The following is a 22,427-nucleotide window of genomic DNA, read 5'->3' as shown; positions in this document are numbered from 1 at the left end:
GCTCACTCGTCCGCGCGGGCGTCGCGCCCCGCGGGTTGGGTCGCGTCCACTGGCGTCTCCGCCAGCCCGGACTCCTGGATCACCCGTTCGGCGAAGCGATCCCAGTTCAGCTCGCGCGCTACCCGCGCACGCCCCGCCTCGCCGAGCGCTCGCCCGTATGCCGGATCGCCCAGCACGCGCGCCAGCGCCTCCGCGATGGCGTCCGGGTCCCGCGGCGAAACCAGCAGGCCTGTCTCCTCGTGCAGCACCGCCTCCGGCGCGCCCCCGGACCGGCCCGCGATCACCGGCTTTCCATGCGCGTGGGCCTCGGTGTAGACCAGCCCGAAACCTTCCACCTGCCCGTTCTCATCCTCCCCCGCGGGCAGCGCGAAACACGCGCAATCGGCGTAGAGCGCGCCCAGCATCGCCGGCGCCACATAGCCCGCCAGATGAACACAGCCGTCCAGCCCGAGCGCTGCCGCCTGCCGCTGGCACGCCTCCATCTCCGGGCCGCGTCCGGCGATGACCAGGTGGGCGTGAATGCCCCGCTCCTGAAGGCGCGCCAGCGCCTCGATCAGGGTGACGTGTCCCTTTCGCGGGATCAGCCGCCCCACCGAAAGGATGTACGGCGCGTCCTCCAGATCGAGCTCGTGCCGGGCCGCGCGGATCGCGGAGTCCGATACCGGCTCCGGCAATTGCGCGCCCGGAAGCGCCACCGCGATGCGGGATGGCGCCACCCCGAATTGAATGAGCTGATCCCGCGTGTACCGGCTGATCGCGATGGTCGTGCGCCCGCCCCGGTAGATAAGCCGCAGCAACAACCGCGCCGCCGGATTCCGCGAAAACTTCAGATATTCATAGCCATAGGCGAAATTGACGTAGGGCGCCCCGCCGATAGTGCGCCCCAGAAGGCCCAGCAACCCGCCATACGCCACGTTAATCGCCAGGATCACGTCATGCCGCCGCACGAGCGGGCCCGCCACCCGAAAAAGCGGCCAGGCGCGCAGCCAGCCCCAGTCGTAGCCCCGGTAGCGCACCACCGTCACCGGTTCCGTTGCGTCGAAGGACTCCATATCCGGAAACCACGGCGCCACCACCGTCACCGTGTGCCCCCGGCGCGCCAGCGCCCGGGACAGCTCCAGGGTGACGGTGCTGATGCCCCCTTCAATGGGCGGATAGTCGGCTGTGGGTATCAGGATTCGCATTGGAAAGCGCTGTTTCACACGGTTCGGGGGATGCTGGTCAGAACGGTGAAAAGTTTTTGGTGAAGTTCTGATATTACCGCGTCCAGACTATGGCGAAGCAACGAAAGTCTCGATTCTTTCAGTTCGCCGAAAGCCTGCCATGATACGGGCTTTCAGCCCTGGCCGAAATACTGGTCCGTTTACCTGGGCCTGTGGCCCAGGCTGCTATGATCCGCGCCTTCGGCGCTGAGGATATTGTATTGAGGGCCAAAGGCCCGTTTTATTCCAGCCTGGGCCATCGGCCCAGGAAAAAGGAATCGAAAGCGTTGAAGGGCTGAAGGCCCGCTTCAAAGCGCTTGTAACGCATCCGTAATATGAAAACTACACTCAAAACTTTGGACAGCCTATCGGATCCGGGACGCGTTCCGCCATTACGGATTCTTGATCACGAGATAATCGCCCATCGCCAGTGCGTCCAGCCCCGTGCCATGGAAGCATTTCAAGGCATCGAAGGGTGTGTGCACGATCGGTTCGCCCATCACGTTGAAGCTCGTGTTCAGCACGACCGGAACGCCCCGGATTGCTTCGAAGGCCTTAATCAGCCGGTAAAAGCGGGGGTTCGCGGCCTCAGTCACCGTCTGTACCCGCGCCGTCCCGTCCACATGGGTAATCGCGGGCAACAGCGCGCGCTTCTCGGGGCGCACCGGATACACAAACTGCATAAAGGGCGCCTCGGCGCACCCCTCGAAGAACTCACCGGCCCGCTCCGCCAGCACGCTCGGCGCGAAGGGCCGGAACTCCTCGCGGAACTTCACGTGCGTGTTCAGCAGATCCTTCATGTCGGCCCGGGTCGGGTCCGCCAGGATGCTGCGGTTCCCCAGCGCGCGCGGGCCAAACTCCATGCGGCCCTGATACCACCCAACCATAAGCCCCTCCGCCAGCAGGCGGGCCGTGTCCGCCGCGATATCGTCCGACCGGCGGTGCGGCGTCTTCGTGATGTGCAGGCAGTGCTCGATCTCGCCCGCGTCCGCGTCCGGACCCCAGGCCGCATGCTCCATCCGGAATGCGCGGCCCGCGCCCGTCAGCCGGTGGTGCAGTTGCAGCGCCGCCCCAATCGCGATTCCGTCGTCCCCGGCCGCCGGCTGCACCCAGATCCGCTCGAAGGGCCCTTCCCGCTGGAGACGCCCGTTCATCGCGCAGTTCAGCGCCACCCCGCCCGCCAGGCAGAGGTTGGCCGACCCCGTTTCCCGGTGCAGCCGCCGCGCCAGGCCCAGCACGATGTCTTCCAGCAGGCGCTGCGCCGAGGCGGCCAGGTTCCGGTGGCGGTCGTCCAGCGGCGCCCCGGGCGCGCGGCGCGGGCCGAATTCTCGGAGAAACCGCTCGCTGAAATAGCCCCGCCGCGATCCCGGAAGGTATTGCCACGCGGTGTACCGGTGGTCGATCCGGTAGGCGCCGTCCTCGCCGGGACGGAGCACTTTGCTTAATGCGTCGTAGTATTCCGGTTCCCCATACGACGCCAATCCCATCACCTTGTACTCGTCGCTGGCCCGTTGAAAACCGAGGTAGTCCGTCAGCGCCGAGTAGAAGACCCCCAGCGAATTCGGGTAATTCGTCTGCTGGATTCGGGTAATCGTCGCGCCCCGGCCCACGCCGCGCCATGTCGCCGCCCACTCGCCCACATAGTCGATCGAGAGCAGCGCCGCCTCGTCAAACGGGCTGCACAGGAACGCGCTGGCGGCGTGCGCGGGGTGGTGTTCCAGGTAATGCAGCCGGGTGGACGGGCCGCACAGGCTTCGCAAGTCCATCACATACTGCGCGTTGTGGATAATCTCGTAGCCGGTGTAGGCCGCCGCGTACAGCGGGTGGCGCCACGCCGTGCCCAGCCGGTACGGGATGCGCCGAACCAGCCGCAGCCCCGGCCGCATGTAGCCGCCAATATGATCCACCTCCGCCAGCGTCAGCCCCGCCTGCGCCAGGCACCATTCTACCGCCCGGCGCGGCAGGCCACCCTGGTGCTTTGCCCGGCTCAGGCGCTCCTCCGCCACCGCCGCGGCCAGCTGGCCATCGCATACCAGCGCCGCGGCCGAATCATGGGAGTAGCCGCCGATGCCGAGAATATTCACGCTGTCGCTCCTGTCGGTGGGGGTTGCGCGCCGAAGGCCGGTAGTATACGTGCGCGGCGTGGTTCATGGGAAATCACTTTCCCGGTTTTAACAGAATTACGTGTCTTTACCTTAATCGTTGGATTTGTCCTTACAACTGTGTATGATATAAGAAAAAGAAACGTCCTTCCGTAAGGGAAGTAAAGTTGTGGAGGTTACCATGCCCGACAGTGAAGAGAGCGCCCGCCAGCGGAAGAAAAAAGACCAGCACCTCGGAGATACCAACCCCTCCGACATGGTCAAAATGACCGTCACCCTGCCCCGGTCCGTCGCCGCATTCCTCCGCTGGAAAGCCGAAGTCGAAGGCATCAAGCGCGACGAACTCCTCCGCCGGATCGTCACCTACTACGCCAAGCGCCTGCGCGAGCGAGACCTGAACACCCCGCCCGTGATGGACTGAGGGCCGGATTGCTGGGCGGTGGGTGGTTGTTGTCCCACCTGGAGAGATGGAGGCCAAAATGACCCATACAAACGGTCCGGCCCTGAGGATACAACGCCTCACCATCCGGAATTACAAGGGGATTGAGCACCTGGAGCTGGAATTCCCCGAGCCCAGGATGCCGGGGGATCCCGATGTGTTCGTTCTCGGCAGCGAAAACGGCCTGGGGAAGACTTCCGTCCTGGAATGCTGCGGATTGCTGCTTATAGCGGCGACAACAGGCGAGAGTGAATTGGAACTCGCAGACCCCTGGTATTCCACTGCGTTTATGCCAGCCGTCGTCATACGCGCGGGGACAGAGTTCGCGGAAATCAAGGGAAAACTGACGATTGCCGGGGAAGCGGCGTATGTTGCGATCCAGATTCACCCGTACGGTAGTCTGCGCATTGTCAATCATTCAAAACGCAGAGAAATCCTGGATGGTAAGCTCGCATGGACACATTCAAGATATTTCGAGGATTCATTGCGGGCGATCTGGGGCTTATATCCAGACCCGCTCTTGGAAAGCGCATTCATATCCTTCAATAGTTATCGTAAAGTCCACGAGGGAAATCCAGCGTTGGGCCTTATAGCAGATGGCGCGGGACACCGAAGTCGTCAACTGGCTTCTCCGGATGAGTTCTCTACGAGTGCTTTGAAAATCCAAATATTGAGATCAATGATGCGACGAGCTGAGTTGTTTGAGAGAGAGGCGGACTATCAGGCCACGCAAGACGATAGTATAGACAAACTGAACTCGCTTATGGCGACGTACGCAGGAGGTACGATCAGCAGACTCCGTCCATCACCGGACAATACAGTAGAATTTCGGGTGGATCCGATCGATGGCGGTCCACCCTATATCTTCGATGGGCTGAGTTCAGGCCAAAAAGAGATCATATCCACACTGTTTCTAATCTGGTATCACACGCGCAACTCTCCGCTTGTGGTGCTCATTGACGAGCCGGAGCTGCATCTCAATGCGCAGTGGCACCGGAGCTTTGTGAAGACCCTGTTCTCCATCGCGCCAAGGAACCAGTACATCATGGCCACGCATTCGGAGTTCGTCATGGACTCCGTGGATGCGGATCGTCGCATTCTCCTCAGCGCCACCCCCGAGGCGGTCGGGTGATTCGGGCCGTTAAGGGGGGCGCGCCCGAGAATGTGCTTCAGGCGGCACGGCATGTGTTGTTTGTGGAGGGCGCCCCGGGGGACTCCTTCGACGTGAGGGCGCTCAGTGCGCTCCTCGACTCGCCCATCACCATCAAGCCGCTTGGGCCGTCCTACTATGTCAAGAGTGTCGCCGAGGCGCTTCATCCCCACCATCCCGACTACTACTTCCTGATCGATCGGGATCCACACCATACCGATGAAGAGGTGGAAACGAGCTGGGTCAACTTTCCCGACGCGAATACCCACAATCTGTTGATTTGGAGGCGCCGGGAAATCGAGAATTACTTTCTGGATCCCCAATATCTGGCTCGTTCGGAATACTGCAAGGCCACCGCGCCCGATATGGAGTCTGCGCTTCTCGAATTCGCGCAGGCCCGCTTGTACTTCGACGCCGCGAATTGGGTCATTACGGCGGTTCGCGAAAGCCAGAAGCGCAATTGGATAACCACGTTCAAATCTCCCGGCGGCTTTGACTCCTACGACAGTGCGCTCGAAAGACTGAAGGCGCGCCCCGAGTTCGCGAAGCGAGGTTCGGATATCGAATCATCCGTATCCGCGGCGGAATTGGAACGCCGTTTCGAGGAGGCGGTCTGTAAAATGACCGGGGGAGCGAAGCGGCTTGAATTGCGCCAGGGCGGCTGGATAGCGATGCTGCGGGGGAAGAAGCTCCTGGCGCAACTGGTGAATTCGAATTTCTTCGAGGTCAGGACGAAATCGGGTCAGGCGTTGCAGGGATGGGACAAAATCAACGAGGTAGTCAAGGACCTGTTGCGCCAGGACAAGTCGACTCAGCCGCCGGATTTTCAGGAACTGAACGAGTTGATTGCGAACCGCGTCCGCGGCGCGCGGTAGCCCGCCTACCGACCCGCGTGCCGTTGGCGCACGCATTCCGCCAGCGCGATCGCCGCGCTCACCGACGCGTTCAGGCTGGTGATGGGGCCGGAGAGGGGGATGCGCAGCCGCAGGTCGCACTGTTTTTCCACCAGGGGCCGCACGCCCTTCCCCTCGTTGCCCACGACGATCGCGATACGCCCGCGCAGATCGGCGTCCCACAGGTTCTGCGGGCTGTCGGGCATCAGCGCGGCGAGCCAGAAGCCGTGCTTCTTGAGTTGGTCCGCCGCCCGCGCGATATTGGGCGCCTGGATGAGATCGATATGCTCCATCGCGCCAGCCGCGCTCTTGTGGGCGGCCGGGCTCAGCGGGGCGGTTCGGTCCTTGCCAAACAGCACCGCGGCGGCCCCGCAGGCGGCCGCGGACCGGACGATTGCGCCGAAGTTGTGGGGATCCTCGATGCAGTCGAGTATGACGATGAACGCGTCCTCCGCCAGCGGGCGGTTGAGCCATTCGTTCAGCGGGTGGACGGGGAGGGGGCCCGCCAGCAGCACCGCCCCCTGATGCGTTCCGCCGCCCGCGAGCCGGTCCAGTTCCGGGCGGGGAACCTCGTGCACGGGAACGCCGCGCGCGGCATGGCGGATTTCGCCGAGGTCGCGACCGGAGTCGAGCAGGTACAGTGCGTGCGCCTTGCGGCGCCGGGCTCGGAGGCATTCCAGAACGGGGATGCGCCCGAAAACGGTGTCGGATTGCGGGTGGTGTTTCAACGCAGTTCGTGCATTTCTTTGAGGGTGTTCGCGCGCAGGTTTAACTGCTCGCGGTTGGGCACGCGCGGGTCGACTTCCCAGGCCCGGGCGCGCATGAGCAGCTCCAGGATTTCCAGGCTCATTTTATAGTTGCCGATGCGATCGTAGCAGTTGCTCAGCCGCTCCATGTTGTACCAGTAGTTCGGCGCGCCATCGCCGTACCGCTCCATGGATGTCTCGATAATCGCGATGGTCTCTTTCCATTTCCAGAGGAAGTACGTGTAGCCCGCGAGCTTCGTCAGCCCCGCCTCGTCCCGGATGTCCTGGTTCACGTCCACGCCGGGGGCCGCCTTCGTGAAATTGCCGTACATCCACTGGATGCCGCCGCTCGTTCCGAGCCAGCCAATCCCCACGATCGCAACGATGATCAGGGGCCACTTCAGTCCGCTCAAATCCATGATTGCGCTCCTTTGTTTTCCCGAACGCGCCCGGGCGGAGGCGCGCCTTCCCGCGGCTCCACCGGCCGCTTTCGACGTATGCGCGAACCGCGCCTCAGAAGCCGGCGATATGCCGCGCCCAGGCCGCCAATTCGCTTATGACTGGAATATAGAACACCGTCCCCACGACACCGGCGGCGAGCAGCAGCGCGGACAGCACGATAAGCCGGCCCACCAGCTTTCGAAGCCGCACAAACGCCAGCGAGGGGGCGCGCGATGTTGTCGCCGCGGCCACATTCGAGAACGCCTGTGACTTGTCCCGGCACGTCTCCGAGCAGAACCTGCCCGTCGGGCCCGTTACCGTGCAGTTGTGGCAGGTCAGCGCCCCGCACAGTTTGCACCGGTTCACCGCCGGTTTATTCGGGTGGAAGACGCAGTCGCCTCGCGTCGCATCGAGCATGGTTCGTTCCTCTCCCGGGCCCTCGGGCGCGCCCGTACTGTACCAGATCGCCCGGCCCATTGCATAGCACTCTCGATTTGCTACCGGCCGGCGATCCGGAGAAGCCAATCCCGTAATCCGGGCGGGCGAACCGACTCCAGATCCGCCAGCAGCTCCTCCGCGCTGGCGTAGCGCTCTTCCCGAGGTTTCAGGCAGCGCCGGACGATTGCGTCCACGGACCTCGGGACGCCCCGCGCCACGCGCGACGCCGGCATGTACTGGCCCGCCGGAATCTGGCCGGTAAGCAACTGGTACAGGATGATTCCGGCCGCGTACAGATCCGCGCGCCGGTCGATGCCCTGCGGATCCGATCGCTGCTCCGGGGCCTGGTAGTGCGCGGTGCCCACCGCCATGCGGGACAGCGCCGGATTGTTCGGGTCGATCAGTTTCGCCAGGCCGAAGTCCAGAATCGTGATCCGCCCGTCCGGGCCGCGCATGATGTTCTGCGGCTTGAGATCGCGGTGTATGGTGTGCCGGTGCGCGTAGGCGAGGGCCTGGCAAAGCTGCTTCATCAGCCCGATCACCTCCGCCAGCGGCAGCTGGCCCCCCTGGCGCTTGAGGTACTGAAACAGGGTCTCCCCGTCCGCCAGCGCCATCGTGAAGAACTGCATGCCCGTCTCGAAGTCGACGCCCAGATCATGCACCCGGACGATGTGCTCGTGCGAGAGCTTCTGGCAGATCTTGGTCTCGATCAGAAAGCGGCGCTGCGCCTCGGGATTGGAGAGCAGGCGCGGGAGCAGCACCTTGAGTGCGCGCAGCTCGTGCAGGTGCATGTCCCGCACCAGGTACACCGCGCCCATCCCGCCGAAACCCAGCTGCTTGAGCACCTTGAACCGGCGATTGATCAGGCTTCCCGGCCGGAGATCGACCGAACGCTGATCCGGCGTCAATACCACCCTGGACGGGGGGCTTGCCGCCCGGAGCCGCCGCAGGATCTCCGCGTCGTTGAACGCGCCGAATTCGCTGTCGAAGTCATCCGAATCCGGCGCGCCGGATGGCGCCTCCGTGTTGGGGGCGTCCATTTCCTCGTCGCTGCGCTGCACCATCCTTGCTCCACATGTCAAGCCCGGGCCCCGGGGCGCATTGCGCCGGGTAGCGCCCCGCGAAGCCCCTGCGCGCATAGTACACCTTCCGCTCCCGGCCCGCAACGCGGCGCGTTTGAACCGCCCGCGCGCCGCTCCTATAATGCTAAGGGTGGGATAGCCACGCGGTGCAGGGCCGTGGCGTCCAATGTGAGAGGAACCTGGGACGACCATGGCCGACATTGACGAGATCCGCGCATACCTGGAAACGCACCCGGACGACCACAAGCAGCGGTGGCGTCTGGCCAAGAAGCTTTATAACGCCTGGGACTACCGGTCCGCCCTGGCCGAACTGCTCGTCCTTCAGGAGGCGTGGCCGGATCAGGTTCCCGTGCAGCGGTACCTCGCCGCGACGTATTACCGGTTGGGCAAGTACGCCGAGTCGGAGGCGATCCTCGTGAAGGCTATCGGCGAGTCCCCGGACGATGTCACCTTGCTCGAGCAGCTCGCCAAGGTGCACGAGGGCGCGGGCCGCACCGAGAAGGCGATTGACGCCTGGAGCCGCGTGCTCGAAAAGAAGCCTTCTTCAAAGAGCGCGGAGGAGGCGCTCGAGCGGCTGGGTATGGCTGTGGGGACCATGGCGTCCACGATGGCGGGCGCGACCATGGCCGGGGAAATGTCCGACCACGGTAACGACACCATCATCATCTGCCCGCATTGCGGCGAGGGGAACGATGTCTTCAGCAAGCGTTGTACGCGCTGCCACGGCGCCTTCGGGAACGCGGACGCCGCGATGGCGCCGGAGGAGGCCCCGGTCCGGGTTCGCTCCCGCGCGGGGCTGGTGTTCTTTCTCAGTTTTCTGGCGGTGGCGGCGCTTTGCGGGGCGGTCTTCTACTGGCTGGCGATCTCGCGCTAAAAAATGCTTGCAAGTTTTCTGTAAATAGTTTATCCTTTTCTCAGTGGTGAGCGAAGCACTAGCGAGCAGCGCCGTTGTAAGAGGATACCCGGCGCTAGATGCAGCAAATTCCGGGTCGCCGTGGTGGGAAACGGCGCGCCCGTACAAGTGAGCCACATTTTCAGGGATCGGAAATCAACCAGTTCTTACTGCAGCGGAGGAAGAGTATGTCCAGCATTGTGTCTACTTCGAAACGTCACCCGAAACTTGCCTTCAGCGATTTCGATTTCATCCGGATCGTGATCGATTTCATTGGCGATGTGGCGAACTCGCTTAATGCGGTTCTGACGTTTATTCGGAACCTCATTAACTTTCCATCTTGAGGTTTGGCGTCCGGCGCGGCTGCCCTGCGGGGACGCCGCGCCGGGCGAAGTAGCGCCGTATCGGGCAGCGGTCGGCGGCGAGGGATTGGCGCTCTCCAGGAAAGTCGTGCTTCCGGAAGCGGCCCGAAAAAGCGCAGGTGCGGGCAGGGTGTCCTGCCCGAAGGGTGTTGCAGTGTAACCATGCTGTCTGGCGCCGAAACGGAACTCGGCGCACGGTTGATCGTGGCTTTCCGCGGCGGCCGGCCCGGCAACGTGGTCTGAGGAGGATGTCGTGATGAGAAGTGGCGTGATGACGGATCTGTGGGGACGGCGCCCTGGGCGGATGTCCCGGATGTTGGCATTCGGATGGTGCGCCGTGTGGGCGCTGTCGGCCCCGGCCCAGGACGCGGCCCCGTACGAGGCGGGCGCGGACGGGCGAAACGTGCACGAGGCCATCTACGACAAGGGCGACGGAAAGCCGTACTACCCGTCGGCGAGCGAGTGCAAGCAGTGCCACCCGGACCACTACCGGGAGTGGGCCGTTTCGCCCCACGCCTACGCGCAGTTGAGCCCGGTCTTCAACGCGATGCACGCGAAGATCCTCAAGCTCACCAACGGCACCAATGGCGACTTCTGTATTCGCTGCCATACCCCGATCGGCATGAATATAGAAGAAGATATTTTCATGAGCAATATTGATCGCACGCCCGCCTCGCGCGAGGGGATTACCTGCGTGGCGTGCCACCGCGTGACGAAGCCCTTCGGCAAGATCAGCGGCCGCTTCGCGCTTGACGACGGACCGCTGATCCAGGCGATCTACGGGCCGACGGGCGACCCGGAATTCCACGAGAAGTTCGGCCAGGAAATCGACGATAAATTCGGCGAGGGCAAGGTGCACGCGACAACCGAGCCCTTCTATCAGATCGTGGATTCGGCGTTTTGCGGCGCCTGCCACGACGTAAACCTGCTCAACGGATTCCGGCTCGAAGAAGCGTTCAGCGATTTCAAGCAGAGCCCGGCCGCGCGCAATGGCGTGACGTGCCAGGATTGCCACATGGGCAAGGAGCCGGGCGTCTTCCTGGGCGACAAGGAAACGAACTACGAGATCATGCAGATCGCGAAGATCGGCGCCAACTATGTCGGCGAGCCGCGCAAGAAGACCAACCACCGCATGGCGGGCCCGGATCACTCGGTGATCCACCCGGGACTTTACCCGCACAACGACGAAATGGCCCAGTTCGCCACGATGCGCGAGTGGCTTACCTTTGATTACGGCGCGGGTTGGGGTACCGAACAGTTCGAGGAGGAGGACGAGCCCGCGCGCGCCGCGGAGGGCAAGGGCACGCTGTTCCCGCCGCGCTGGGAGAATATCGACGAGCGGTATGCGGCGCGGGACTTCCTGGACGATCAGTTCGAGCTGCTCGAGGAATACCACGAAGAGCGCCTGAAGGTGCTGCGGGCGGGCTATGGCATCGGGGAATACAAGCTCAAGAAGGCTTCGGCCAAGTCGGGCATCGAATTCGACATCGAGGTGAAGAACCTGATGGACGGCCACAGCGTCCCGACCGGTTTCATCGCCGAGCGCGTGGTGTATCTCGAGGTCGAGGTTACCGACGGGGCGGGAGAGCGGGTGTTTATCTCCGGCGATCTCGATCCGAACTTTGACGTGCGCGACCTGCACTCGCTGTACGTGCACAACCGGGAGCTGCCCCGCGACCCGTACCTGTTCTCGCTGCAGTCCCAGTTCCTCACGGTGAACGAGCGCGGCGGCGAGCGGGAGCAGGTCCTCGCGATTAACTTCTCGCCGAGCCCGCTGCCGTTCCTGCGCCCGTCGCCGAACGCGGCCACGCTGACCGGGCGCCCGGGGCCGGCCCGCATCCACCGCAGGATCATCAATCCGCTCGACAGCAAGTGGCCGACCTACAAGGTGGGCCGCAAGAAACTGACCGGGCCCGGAACCTACAATGTCGACGTGCGCTTGATTACGGGCATGGTGCCGATCAATCTCGTCAACGAGATCAAGGATGTGGGCTTCGACTACGGCATGAGCGCCTACGAAGTCGCGCTCGGCGTTCGCTTCGGCGTCGGCGATGTCGTTGACCGCGATGGCAACCGGCACAGCCGGAAGTACGTCGAGGATTTGATGGATCAGGGCCGCGAGGAGGATCTCCGCTACGTGTTCGGCACGGCGGGAGGCCATAGCGTGCTCGATGAGTTGCAGTTCCAGATCACGGTCGAATAACGCCCGCGCCCGCGAAACTCGCGAACGCGGACAACATCAACGCCGGCCTGGGATGGGGCCGCCAACATACCCCGAGCGGAGGGAGTCCATGAAAGCAGGAAACGCACTTGCAAGCGCCTGGGTGGCCGCGGCCGTCCTTCTGGCGGCCGCCGGCACGGCGCACGCGGACAAGGAAAGCAAACTCACGCGCAAGCCGATCCCGCTGCAAACCGAGGCCTACGCCCAGTTTGCCGTGGAAGATATCGTCAGCTTCGAACGGCTGCTCCAGAAGCTTCAGGCCGGGGCCGACAGCCCCGAGACGCCCGCCGGACGGATCTGGACGTACCTGAGCCCCGCGCTGCGCGAGGATCTGCGCGGCGTCGACGCCACCACCGCGCTCGAACGAAACGTCACCTACGATATGATCAACGGGCTCAATGCGGTGATCCGCTTCCGCGGTCTCTACGACAGCGAAGTCTGGGCCGGCGTCGATATTCCCGCCGATTTGAAGGCGGATCTCGAGTCGGGGCTGGAAGGGTTCGGCCCGGTGGAGGCGACCGCGCGCAACCGCGAGTTGCTCCGGGTCACCTTTCCGGAGGAGATCCTCACAAGCCAGGTGCGCCCCTTCCCGGCGCGCCCGAAGACGCTCCACCTCTTCGGCGACGAATTCCTGAACCACGGCAATATCCAGCCCGGCATCAAGATTCCCACCGGCGCCGTCTGGCAGCCCTCCCTGTTCGTCTACGGCACGCTGCGGACCGCGTGGCAGTACGAGCAGACGGGCAACCGGCTGCCGCCCATCACGGATGTGGCCGGCCCGCCGATCGATCGCGGGGAGGCCACCGTGGAGGAGCTGGTAACCCGGCTCGATATGTTCTTCAACCTGGCCCTCACGCCCACCGAGCGTATCGTCCTTTCCTTCCGCCCGTTTGATCACAGCGGCAACTTCAACGGCTACCGCTGGCAAACGCCCAACCTGACCAACAAGGAAGATTGGTATCTCCGCGGCGACCTGGATATTGACAGCTTCTTCATCGAGGGCGATTTCGGCGAGATTTTCCCCAACCTCGACCCGCACGACACCGGCGCGATGGACATCGGATTCGCCATCGGGCGGCAGCCCATATCCTTCCAGACCGGCATCATGATCAACGACCGGGTGGACGCGATCGGCCTGACGCGGAACAACCTGCATCTCGGCAACGCGAACAACACGCGCATCACGGCGCTCTGGGCCTGGGACGAGCTGCACCGCGGCGTCGGCCCGAACAACCGCCGCCGCCAGAGCGCGCACCTGTTCGGCCTGTTCACCAGCACCGACTTCTCCAAGACGACCATGGATTTCGATCTGGCCTACGTCAACGACAGTGTGACGCGGGTCCGGCTGAACAATCGCTCGATCCAGCTTGAAGGCGGCGATCTCTTCAACGTGGGGCTCAGCTTCGTGCAGCGCATCGGGCACGTCAGCACCGCGTTTCGCTTCAACCATTCCGAACGGACCAGCGGCGAGGACACCATCCATTCGACTTCGGGCAGCCTCTTCCTGGCCCAATCGTCCTACACGCTCCCCTATTCCTACGACCTCGTTTACGCCAATTTGTTCGTTGCGAACGACCGCTACCAGTCCGTCGCGCGCGATCCCGCCCTGGGCGGGCCCCTCGGGCCGGTCGGCGTGCTCTTCGCCTCGCCGGGCATCGGCTTCGTGGGCGCCCCCATTGAAAACACCACCGACCACGACAGCTTCGGCGGCGCGATCGGCTACCAGAAGTTTTTTGACGAGACCAGAAAGCAGCTGCTGCTCGAAGTTGGCGGGCGCGATGACTTCGACGGGTCCGACAACCGCGGCCGCTTTGGCGCGCTCGCCCGCTACCAGCAGGCGATCGGCAACCGCTATGTTTGGCGCGTTGACGCCTACTACGTGTCGCGCGAATCGCTGGACGACAAGCGCGGCATCCGAACCGAATTTGTCGTACAGTTCTAAGGTTCAATCCCGCGCCGGGCGGGAGGGGGCGTTGCGAATGTGGGCGGCTGGAATGGAAGCCGCGCACATAAACCACGGAAGGGAGAATACGGTTGGAACTGGTCGCACTGGCATTGGGCCTCCTGGTCTTTGCGGGGTTGCTGTTGCAGGTGCCCGTGCTCGTGTATGGCACGGTCCAGCGCGCCCGCGCCCAGCAGGTTCAGCGCGCTCTGGAGCTCCGGGAATGGCAGCTTCGCGTAAAGCGCGCCGAGACCCAGCTCGGCCGCGCCGAGACCAGCAAGCTCTCCTGGACGGGATGGCGCAAGTTCGAAGTCCGGAAGAAGGTCATTGAGAACAAGGCGGGGGATATCTGCTCGTTCTACTTCTACCCGCACGACCGGAAGAAACTGCCGGAATTCAAGCCGGGCCAGTTTCTTATGTTCCGCTTCAATATCCCGGATCCCGAGAGCCCCGGCGAGACTGTCGAAGAGACCCGCTGCTACTCCCTGTCGGACAGCCCGAATCCGCGCTACTACCGGATCAGCGTTCGCAAGGTGCCGGCCCCGCCCGATCAGCCCGATGTTCCCCCGGGCCTGGTTTCCAGTTTCCTGCACGATCAGGTGAAGGAAGGCGACCTGATCGACGTGCAGGCGCCCAGTGGCGATTTCTATCTTGATCCCGATCACGAGTCGCCGGTGGTGCTTGTGGCGGGCGGCGTGGGCGTCACCCCGATCCTGTCGATGTGCAACACTTTGATCGATCGCAAGAGCAACCGCGAGGTCTGGATTTTTTTCGGCGTCCGGAATCCGGACGACCTCGTCATGCTGCCCAACTTTGAATACGCGGCAAGCCACCTTCAGAACGCGCGCGTCACGATATGCTTCAGCGCCGGGATGCCCGCCGGGGTGGAAGACGGCGCGGTTATGGAAAGCGGTATCGTTTACCGCAAGGGGCGCGCGGATGCGGGGCTGTTGAAGCAAGTTCTTCCCGGGAACAACTACGCGTACTACATTTGCGGGCCGGAGCCGATGATGGTCGGCCTGGAGCGCGATCTGATGGCGTGGGGGGCGCCCAAAGACAAGATCCACTGGGAGGCCTTCAGCGAACCCACCGGGCCGGCGCCCGCCGCCGCGGCAGCGGGCCAGGCGCTGAGCATTACGTACGGCGCCAGCGGGAAGTCCATCACGTGGAAGGGCGAGAAGAGCATACGCGCGGCGGCGAAGTCGGCGAAGTACAAAGAGAAGAAGATCAAGTACGCGTGCGGCCAGGGCAAGTGCGGATGCTGCCTGACCGCGCTCAAGAGCGGGGAAGTGGCGTACGCGGGTGTGCAGCCGGCCTTCAGCGGGTTGCAGGAAGGCTTTTGCCTGCCCTGTATCGCCACGCCCAGAACCGCAATCGAACTGGATGCCTGAGCCGGGTCGGGCTCGGGTGAAACACGGGAGTACAGAGTGATGAAAGCAATGCTGAACAGGTTCCAGTTGACGCTGCGGAGCGGCGCCATCGCCGCCGCCGCCGCCGCGGCCCTTTGCGCCGCGCCCGCGCTTGCCAACGACGATGTGTTGACCTACGAACCGTCGAAAATCGTCGAGGACGAAGCCGCGCAGTGCGCGCAGTGCCACGAGAACGCGGTAAACGCGTGGTCGGAGTCGGTCCACAAGAAGACCTACGACGAACTGCACCTGCGCGATGAGGCCCAGGCCGTGCTGGAGCGTCTCGGAATGAGCGGCAGTATCCGGCGCAACAACGAGTGCGTGCAGTGCCACTATACCCAGTCGGCCAAGGAGCCCGGCGGCCGCGCGTCCACGGTGATGGGCGTCTCCTGCCAGCGCTGCCACGGCCCCGCGAAGGGCTGGATGGACCTCCACCAGAACGCCGAGGCCGTTCCCACCCGCGCGGAGCGCCTGAAGAAGTCGGAGGCGGAGGGCATGCGCCTCACCAACGACATCTACACGCTGGCGATGAACTGCTTTCAGTGCCACACCGTTCCGCGCGAAGACCTGGTCAACAAGGGGCTGCACCCGGCCGGCAGCGAATTTGAGCTGGTGGCGTGGAGCCACGGCGAAGTCCGCCACAATTTCCTGAACGACGATCCCGCGCTCCGCAAGGAACAGGGCGAGAACAAGGATACCAGCAAGGACACCAAGGCGATCTTCTACGTGGTCGGCAAGACGCTGGACCTCGAGTTCGCGCTGCGCGGCCTGGCCAAGGCCACCGAGGAGGGGACCTACCTCACCGCGATGGGCGAGCGCGCCCAGAAGGCCTACGACGATCTCAAGGGCCTCGGCGGGATGGACAAGGTCCTGAGCCAGGTTCCCATGGACGGCGGCAAGGTTAAGGTGGCGACGGGAAATGAAGCGGAGTACATGAAGGCCGCCAACGCCATCCGCGGAGTCGCCAAGACCATCGAGTCCGACAAGGGCAGCTTCGGCTCCGCCATCACCGCCGCCGCGGGGAAACTCCCGTCGGAATACCGCGGCAAAGTATACAAGTGATCCGCGGGATAGTGATGCGCGCATGCTGAAGTCCGAAAGCGCAACATCCGCATTCGATGATGCCGTAGCCGCCGCTCCCTCCGGCGTTCCGGGGGAGCGGCGGCTTACCCGATGGGCGCGCCCCTTCGGGGAAATGTCCGATGCGGATATCGTGGGCGTGCTGCGCTACGATCCGTTCCGATCGATCTGCGCGGACCTCGAAGAGGCCCGCAAACCGCAGTTCGTCTCGTTCGGCGTGCCCGTCTCCATTCACGGCATCCTGAAGAATGACGCGCGGATCCGGCGGTACCGTCCCGGCGAGTTCGCGGTCCGCAAGGATGACTACGGGAACTCCGCCTTTTTTGTGCTCGAAGGCGAGCTTCGCGCGGTGCTGCAGCCGGACCTGCCCGCGGCCCTGCTCGGGCACCGGGAACGGGTCCATGTGGGGGTGGTGCGGTCCTTCGGGCGGCGCGTCCGCGACATGCTTTTTCCGCCGCCCGCCGAGTACCGGGCGCCGAACCCCAAGGCCAGATCCCTCGACGAGCAGGGCGTCGTGCTGGACGCGAAGGAGCTGGCCGCGGTGCTTGACCCGGCCCAGTACCAGACGGCCCCGTTGCGGCCCGGCGCCTTCTTTGGCGAGATCGGCGCCATCTACCGCATGCCCCGGGAGCTCTCGATCGTGGCGTCCGCCGAGACCCGCCTGCTGGAGATTCGCTGGCAGGGCCTGCGCGATCTTATGGAAGCGGATGAAGGCATCGCGCGGCACATTGACGATATGTATCGCAAGCGCTCTCTCAAGGGCGCGCTGGAGGCGATCCCGCATTTTAACAACCTGCCGGATGATGTCCTCGACCAGGTGCAGTTCACCACCTACGGCAAATACGACGAGTGGTCGTCGGAGTATATCGGGCTGAGCGCCGAAGAGAAGACGCACGTCATCGAGCAGGAGGAGATTATCGTCCAGGAGGGCGATTATCCCAACGGCGTGCATGTGGTTCGGGCGGGCTTCGCGCGCGAGAGCAAACGCTACGGACACGGGCACCGCACGTTGAACTACCTGGCGAGCGGGCAGGTCTTCGGGATCAAGGAGGTGCTCTACAACTGGCAGCACCCGAACCACCCGATCCCGTTTCAGCACAGCCTGCGCGCTATCGGCTACGCCCACATCCTGACGATTCCGACCCATCTCGTGGAGAAGTATGTGCTGCCCGTGCTCCTCAAGGAGCAGCCGAATTTCCCGCGCTACCGCAGCAAGGATATCCGGACGGGCAATACCGAGGTGGATAGCACGCTCCGGGACGACATCGGCGCGGGACTCTTCGAGTTTCTGGCGGAGAACCGGGTGCTGAACGGCACGCGCACCATGCTGATCAATTTGGATCGCTGCACGCGGTGCGACGACTGCGTTCGCGGGTGCGCCGCCGCGCACGACAACAATCCGCGTTTCGTGCGCCATGGCCCGATCCACGGCAACATCATGGTTGCCAATTCGTGCATGCATTGCGCCGACCCGGTGTGTATGATCGGGTGCCCCACGGGCGCGATTTCCCGCGAGAGCCTCGAAGGGCAGGTGGTCATCAACGAAGACACCTGCATCGGCTGCGCGACGTGCTTCAGCAATTGCCCCTACGACGCCATCCGCATGATCACGGTGCGGAACCGGCGCGGCGAATTCCGTATCGCGACGTCGGGCGAGGCGGCGGGCGCGCCGATCTACAAGGCGACGAAGTGTGATTTCTGTGTAGACCATACCGGCGGCCCGGCGTGCGTTCGGGCGTGCCCCCACGATGCCCTGCAACGCGTGAACATGCAGAACGTGGACGAACTGGCCAGGTTTTTGAAACGGTGAAGTATTACGCCCGCAGACGACTGACGGCGCTCGCCCTATTGCTGGCGGCGGCTGCGGTCTTTCTTATTTTCTTCGACGGTTACCGCGTGACCCTCCGCAATCCGGGCATGCTTTCCGGGTGGTTCTTTCTCGGCGTGATGGTGTTTCTGGCGCTGTACAATGTGCGCAAGAAGTTTCCCGTGCCGCCGCTGGGGCCGAGCCGGTTCTGGCTCCAGGCCCACATCTATATCGGCGCGTTCACCATTGTGCCCTATCTTTTTCATGCGGGCTTTGAGATCCCCACCGGCGCCCTGGAGCGTTCGCTGGCCGCCCTCTACTTCATCGTGCTCATCAGCGGTTTCGCCGGCCTCGCCATCTCCCGCATTCTCCCGCGCCGCCTGACCGCGCGGGGCGGGGAGGTGGTGTTTGAGCGCCTGCCGGAACACCGGCGCAAGATCCGGACCGCGGTGGAGATGCTCGCCGAGGGATCGGTCGCCGAGACCCGGTCGAGCACCATTGTCAACTTCTACACCGCGCGCCTTCGCGACTTCTTCACGGGTCCCCGCTACACGCTGCGGCACCTGTTTGAGATTGCCCCGCCGCTCAACCGGATGCTCGCGGAAATCGAAGACCAGTACCGCTACCTGAACGACGAGGAAAAGGCCATTTTGCAGCGCATCGCCGAGTACGTGCGCGAGAAGGACCGCCTGGATTACCAGTATGCCCTGCAGCTGGCCCTGAAGACGTGGCTCTTCGTGCATATCCCCCTGACCAACGGGTTGTTCGTGCTCGCCATCGTTCACGTCTGGCTCGCGCACGCCTACGCGGGGAGGGCCCTGTAATGGCGGGCACGCACGACAAGGACATTTACAAGCGGCCCTACATCCGGCCCAACGAAAACTGGGTCTGTGGCCTCGCCGCCGAGGGGCGCCCCTGCCCGAAAGGGCCCACGCGCGGCGGCAAGTGCAACCACGGATTCGAGTGCGCGCCCGCGCGCGTCGGCGATCGCTGGGTGTGCACGCGGCCGGACCAGTATGGCGGGCCGTGCGACGACCCAACGCAGGCGTCGCCCGATTTCGGGCCGCACGTGGTCAATGGCGTGGGCGTATGCTGCCGAAGGGTTCACTGCACGCCGCGGCGCAGCCTTCGGGCGTTGCGCGGGCGGGTCAGCGTCGTTATTTGCGCCGCATTCGCCGGCGTTGTGCTTTTTGTGGCCGGCAGCCCCTGGCGGGACCAGCTCTTTTCGCCCGGCCCGCTTACCGCGGCGCACCAGGGCGCGTCGATGGGCGCGCTGGAGGAAATGGAGCACGCCGCATCGCACGCGTCCGCCAGAACCCGGGAATCGGGCGCCGAGGGGTGCCATATCTGCCACGCCAAGGCCGAGGGCGGGCTGGCGACCCTGGTGCAGGCCGCGTTCGGTGGGGGCGTCGGGGCGCCACAGAGCCAGCAGTGTCTCGAATGCCACACGGAAGACCTGGGGGAGACGGCGCTGTTCGCGCACGCGCTTCCGCCGGATGGGCTGGCGTCGCACACGGAGGACGCGTCGGCGGAGCCGTTCAAAGCGCGCCGTTCCCTTTCGCTCGCGCTGGCGTCGCTTTCGCCCGGCGTGAAGACCGGCGCGGGCGGGGAGATGGCCTGCGCGGCCTGCCACCGGGAGCATCACGGCGCGGAATTTGACCTGAAGTTCCTCGACAGCCAGCAATGCCAGACGTGCCACGTCAAGCAATTCGACCATTTCGCCGGCGGCCACCCGGAGTTCTCCACCGTGGCCTCGGCGAAGGGCTACGACTACCCGTACCGGCGCCGCACGCGCATCATCTACGACCACGCATCCCACGAGCGCGACTATTTCCAGCGCGAAGAAATCCGGGCGCACGCGCCGGGGGACTGCCGGTCCTGCCACGACATAGCGCCCGGCGCCTCGGTCACGTCCCTGCGGCCCTACGAGGAGATGTGCGCGGCGTGCCACAACAGCAACATCGTCGCGGGGCGATCGTCCTGGATTCCGGTATTCGCGTTTCCGTCGATCGAGTTCGACGCCTACGATATTGTGGAGGAAGAGACCGGCATGACCGGGATCCCGCGCACGGCGGACAAGCCCGTTTCCCCGTTCATGCTGCTGCTCCTCTCCGCGCTCCATGCGGACGATCCCGGCGCGATGGATCAGTTCGGCCGGGATTTGGCCCTGCTCGACGAGTTCAACGGCGACCTGAGCGGGATTGTATTCGACGAGGATCCGGCGGTCGCGGGGCGCCTGTTCACGGGCGTTCAAACGGTCTACGGCGGGGCCATGGACCGCGACAGCGGCGGGTTGCGCGAGACCGCGCGGGCGTTGCTCGCGAAGGTCGAAGGTGACATGCCGGAGGCGAGCCGCTTCGACGCCATGTTTGGTTTCCCCAAGCCGGGCGCGACCGTCGCGGATATCGCGGACGAGGCGGCGCGTAAGGACATCGTCGAGATGGGCGGTTGGCTGGCGCTTGAAAGTGGCTACCGCGCCGACCCGGGCGCCTGGAACGTGCTGTTGTCCGGGCTGCCCGAATTTGCGGCGCTCGATGAGGACGCCGCCGGTGCCCCGGCGCCCGCGTTCTTCGCCGCCTTCCGGGACTTCAAGGACTGGTTCGAGAAACACATCGCGGTGGATGGCGAGGATTGGCGGGATACCGGGAGCGGCGAGGAGATTGGCGGCGATTCGTGGCGCGCGCTGATCGATGGCGCCGCCGGCGCGGGCCGATCAGGCGGAGGCGACGAATCGGCGGAGGCGGAGGAAGGGGCGGATGCGGAGGAAACGGCACCGGAGGCGGATTCCACCGAAGGGGACGCCAGCGACGCCGAGCCATCCGATCCGGACGCCGTGGCGACGTTTTCCGCGTGGCTCCGGGATCTGTCTTCGGTGAAGGATTGGATGGAGGCGTCGATTGACTTGTCCGGCGGCCGTTGGACGCTGCGCACGCCGTCCTCCCTTTATTACCGGCCCACGGGCCATGCGGATCCGTTCCTGACGGCGTGGCTGGACTATGCGGCGGCGCGTTACGGGACGAACCGGGCGGCGGCGATGATCTTCGACGAACTCAGCGGACGCCGGCAGGGCCTGGGGGTGGGCGCGTGCATGAAGTGCCACACCGTCGACGCCGAGCGGGATTTGAGCGGTGGGAAGGCGGTGCTGGTGAACTGGAAGGGCCGCCCGGAACAGCGCGAGTTTACCAAGTTTAACCACACGCCGCACCTGAAACTGATGGATTGCGCGCAGTGCCACCGCGCCCCGTGGATCGAGGACAGCCGCGCGCGGCTGCACGTGGCGCTGGCCGCCTCGGCGGAAGAGGAAGGCGCGGTTGAGTCCGGGGCGGAACCGGAACCGGCGCCTGAGGAGCCTGCGGGCGATACCGCCGCGGCGCCTGATACGCCGACGGCGCCCGCCATGGCGTATCTGGACAGCTTCAAGGCCGAAAAAGGCGGCCTGGAAATTGGCGTGAACTTCTCCAACTGGCGGCATACGTCCGGGGAGTTTGCGTTTACCAGCAATTTCGAGCCGGTAGCCCGGGAAGATTGCGCGCGGTGCCATGTGCCGGGGAAGGCGGGCGACAGCTGCCTGATCTGCCACAACTACCACGTGGATCACAGCAATCGAACGGCTGGGATAGCGTCGCTCTCGGCATTGATCGCGGCTCCGGCGCCTGAGGTGGAGGATGCGGGGGTGGAAGAGACGGTGGAGGAAGAGACGGTGGAGGAAGAGACGGTGGAGGAAGAGACGGTGGAGGAAGAGGCGGTGGAGTAGGGGGAGTAGGGGGAGTAGGGGGAGTAGGGGGAGTAGGGGGAGTAGGGGGCGGGTACAGGCGTTCGTGATTTTGGGGTGGTTTGGGGCGCTTGCGCGGCTGGGGCGCTGGTTGGCTGGTCGGCGACGGGACAGCCGCGCCGGTTGGCGGTGTTGTGGGTTGGTTGGGCTCGCTTTGGGTCGCGTGGGGGCTGCTTGTACCTGAGGTGATGGGGCGCCGCAGTCCCTGGGGGCGGGTGCGCGTGGCGCGGGGGGCGTTTTTCTGCGGGTACAGGCACCCGCGATTTTGGGGTGGTTTGGGGCGCCTACGCGGCTGGGGTGGTTTTTGTCGCGGGAGCCAGTCCCCCTGGCGGCACCCGCGATTTTGGGGTGGTTTGGGGCGCATTCGCGGTTGGGGTGGTTTTTGTCGCGGGAGCCAGTCCCCCTGGCGGCACCCGCGATTTGGGGGTGGTTTGGGGCGCTTACGCGGC

18 protein-coding genes are annotated in these 22,427 nt (G+C 64.5%); 12 read left to right on the top strand and 6 right to left on the bottom strand.

Annotated elements, in window-relative coordinates:
• Positions 1-2 precede the first annotated feature (2 nt).
• Positions 3-1,184 (bottom strand): glycosyltransferase, encoded by a 1,182-nt coding sequence (locus KF886_10070; GenBank protein MBX3177696.1) that lies wholly within the window; start codon positions 1,182-1,184, stop codon positions 3-5.
• A 410-nt stretch (positions 1,185-1,594) separates the two neighbouring features.
• Positions 1,595-3,286 carry a carbamoyltransferase gene (locus KF886_10065; protein ID MBX3177695.1) on the bottom strand — a complete coding sequence of 564 codons (1,692 nt, stop codon included), beginning with the start codon at positions 3,284-3,286 and terminating at the stop codon, positions 1,595-1,597.
• A 199-nt stretch (positions 3,287-3,485) separates the two neighbouring features.
• On the opposite strand from KF886_10065, the gene KF886_10060 reads away from it, so the two are divergent.
• The 3 genes from KF886_10060 to KF886_10050 are packed head-to-tail and all read left to right on the top strand — an operon-like array spanning position 3,486 to position 5,768.
• Positions 3,486-3,725 carry a hypothetical protein gene (locus KF886_10060; protein ID MBX3177694.1) on the top strand — a complete coding sequence of 80 codons (240 nt, stop codon included), beginning with the start codon at positions 3,486-3,488 and terminating at the stop codon, positions 3,723-3,725.
• A gap of 58 nt (positions 3,726-3,783) precedes the next feature.
• A complete protein-coding gene (locus KF886_10055; GenBank protein MBX3177693.1) occupies positions 3,784-4,875 on the top strand; it encodes an AAA family ATPase in 1,092 nt (363 codons plus the stop codon).
• Positions 4,872-5,768 (top strand): hypothetical protein, encoded by an 897-nt coding sequence (locus KF886_10050; protein MBX3177692.1) that lies wholly within the window; start codon positions 4,872-4,874, stop codon positions 5,766-5,768. Before KF886_10055 ends, KF886_10050 begins: the two co-directional genes overlap by 4 nt.
• Positions 5,769-5,773: 5 nt before the next feature.
• On the opposite strand, the gene rlmB is transcribed toward KF886_10050, so the two are convergent.
• The 4 genes from rlmB to KF886_10030 form a co-directional block, all read right to left on the bottom strand.
• Positions 5,774-6,514, bottom strand: coding sequence for a 23S rRNA (guanosine(2251)-2'-O)-methyltransferase RlmB (gene rlmB, locus KF886_10045; protein ID MBX3177691.1), 741 nt, complete (start codon positions 6,512-6,514; stop codon positions 5,774-5,776).
• Positions 6,511-6,951, bottom strand: coding sequence for a hypothetical protein (locus KF886_10040; GenBank protein ID MBX3177690.1), 441 nt, complete (start codon positions 6,949-6,951; stop codon positions 6,511-6,513). The genes rlmB and KF886_10040 overlap by 4 nt, the downstream gene beginning before the upstream one ends.
• A gap of 94 nt (positions 6,952-7,045) precedes the next feature.
• Entirely contained in the window at positions 7,046-7,390 is a 345-nt protein-coding gene (locus tag KF886_10035) for a hypothetical protein (GenBank protein MBX3177689.1), read from the bottom strand.
• 80 nt (positions 7,391-7,470) lie between these two features.
• Entirely contained in the window at positions 7,471-8,475 is a 1,005-nt protein-coding gene (locus KF886_10030; GenBank protein ID MBX3177688.1) for a serine/threonine protein kinase, read from the bottom strand.
• A 208-nt stretch (positions 8,476-8,683) separates the two neighbouring features.
• Here KF886_10030 and KF886_10025 point away from each other — a divergent pair, with 208 nt between their 5' ends.
• From KF886_10025 to KF886_09985, 9 genes are all read left to right on the top strand, one after another.
• The gene (locus tag KF886_10025) at positions 8,684-9,367 is read left to right on the top strand and encodes a tetratricopeptide repeat protein (GenBank protein ID MBX3177687.1); all 684 of its coding nucleotides are present in this window, start codon (positions 8,684-8,686) and stop codon (positions 9,365-9,367) included.
• A gap of 98 nt (positions 9,368-9,465) precedes the next feature.
• On the top strand, positions 9,466-9,729 hold the full coding sequence (locus tag KF886_10020; GenBank protein ID MBX3177686.1) for a hypothetical protein: 264 nt from the start codon (positions 9,466-9,468) through the stop codon (positions 9,727-9,729).
• A gap of 331 nt (positions 9,730-10,060) precedes the next feature.
• Positions 10,061-11,950 (top strand): hypothetical protein, encoded by a 1,890-nt coding sequence (locus tag KF886_10015; protein ID MBX3177685.1) that lies wholly within the window; start codon positions 10,061-10,063, stop codon positions 11,948-11,950.
• Positions 11,951-12,038: 88 nt separating this feature from the next.
• Positions 12,039-13,910, top strand: a complete 1,872-nt coding sequence (locus KF886_10010) for a hypothetical protein (GenBank protein ID MBX3177684.1) — start codon at positions 12,039-12,041, stop codon at positions 13,908-13,910.
• A 92-nt stretch (positions 13,911-14,002) separates the two neighbouring features.
• Positions 14,003-15,301 carry a 2Fe-2S iron-sulfur cluster binding domain-containing protein gene (locus KF886_10005; GenBank protein ID MBX3177683.1) on the top strand — a complete coding sequence of 433 codons (1,299 nt, stop codon included), beginning with the start codon at positions 14,003-14,005 and terminating at the stop codon, positions 15,299-15,301.
• 39 nt (positions 15,302-15,340) lie between these two features.
• Positions 15,341-16,381, top strand: coding sequence for a cytochrome c family protein (locus tag KF886_10000; GenBank protein ID MBX3177682.1), 1,041 nt, complete (start codon positions 15,341-15,343; stop codon positions 16,379-16,381).
• 22 nt (positions 16,382-16,403) lie between these two features.
• A complete protein-coding gene (locus tag KF886_09995) occupies positions 16,404-18,209 on the top strand; it encodes a cyclic nucleotide-binding domain-containing protein (protein ID MBX3177681.1) in 1,806 nt (601 codons plus the stop codon).
• Complete coding sequence (locus tag KF886_09990; protein MBX3177680.1) at positions 18,206-19,030, top strand: hypothetical protein; 825 nt, start codon at positions 18,206-18,208, stop codon at positions 19,028-19,030. Before KF886_09995 ends, KF886_09990 begins: the two co-directional genes overlap by 4 nt.
• Positions 19,030-21,960, top strand: coding sequence for a hypothetical protein (locus KF886_09985; protein ID MBX3177679.1), 2,931 nt, complete (start codon positions 19,030-19,032; stop codon positions 21,958-21,960). Before KF886_09990 ends, KF886_09985 begins: the two co-directional genes overlap by 1 nt.
• Positions 21,961-22,427: the final 467 nt, after the last annotated feature.

The sequence above is a fragment of the Candidatus Hydrogenedentota bacterium genome, assembly GCA_019637335.1.
Taxonomy (GTDB): Bacteria; Hydrogenedentota; Hydrogenedentia; order Hydrogenedentales; family JAEUWI01; genus JAEUWI01.
The sequence above is the reverse complement of the archived record's forward strand: the minus strand, read 5'-3'. Positions and strand labels throughout refer to the sequence as shown.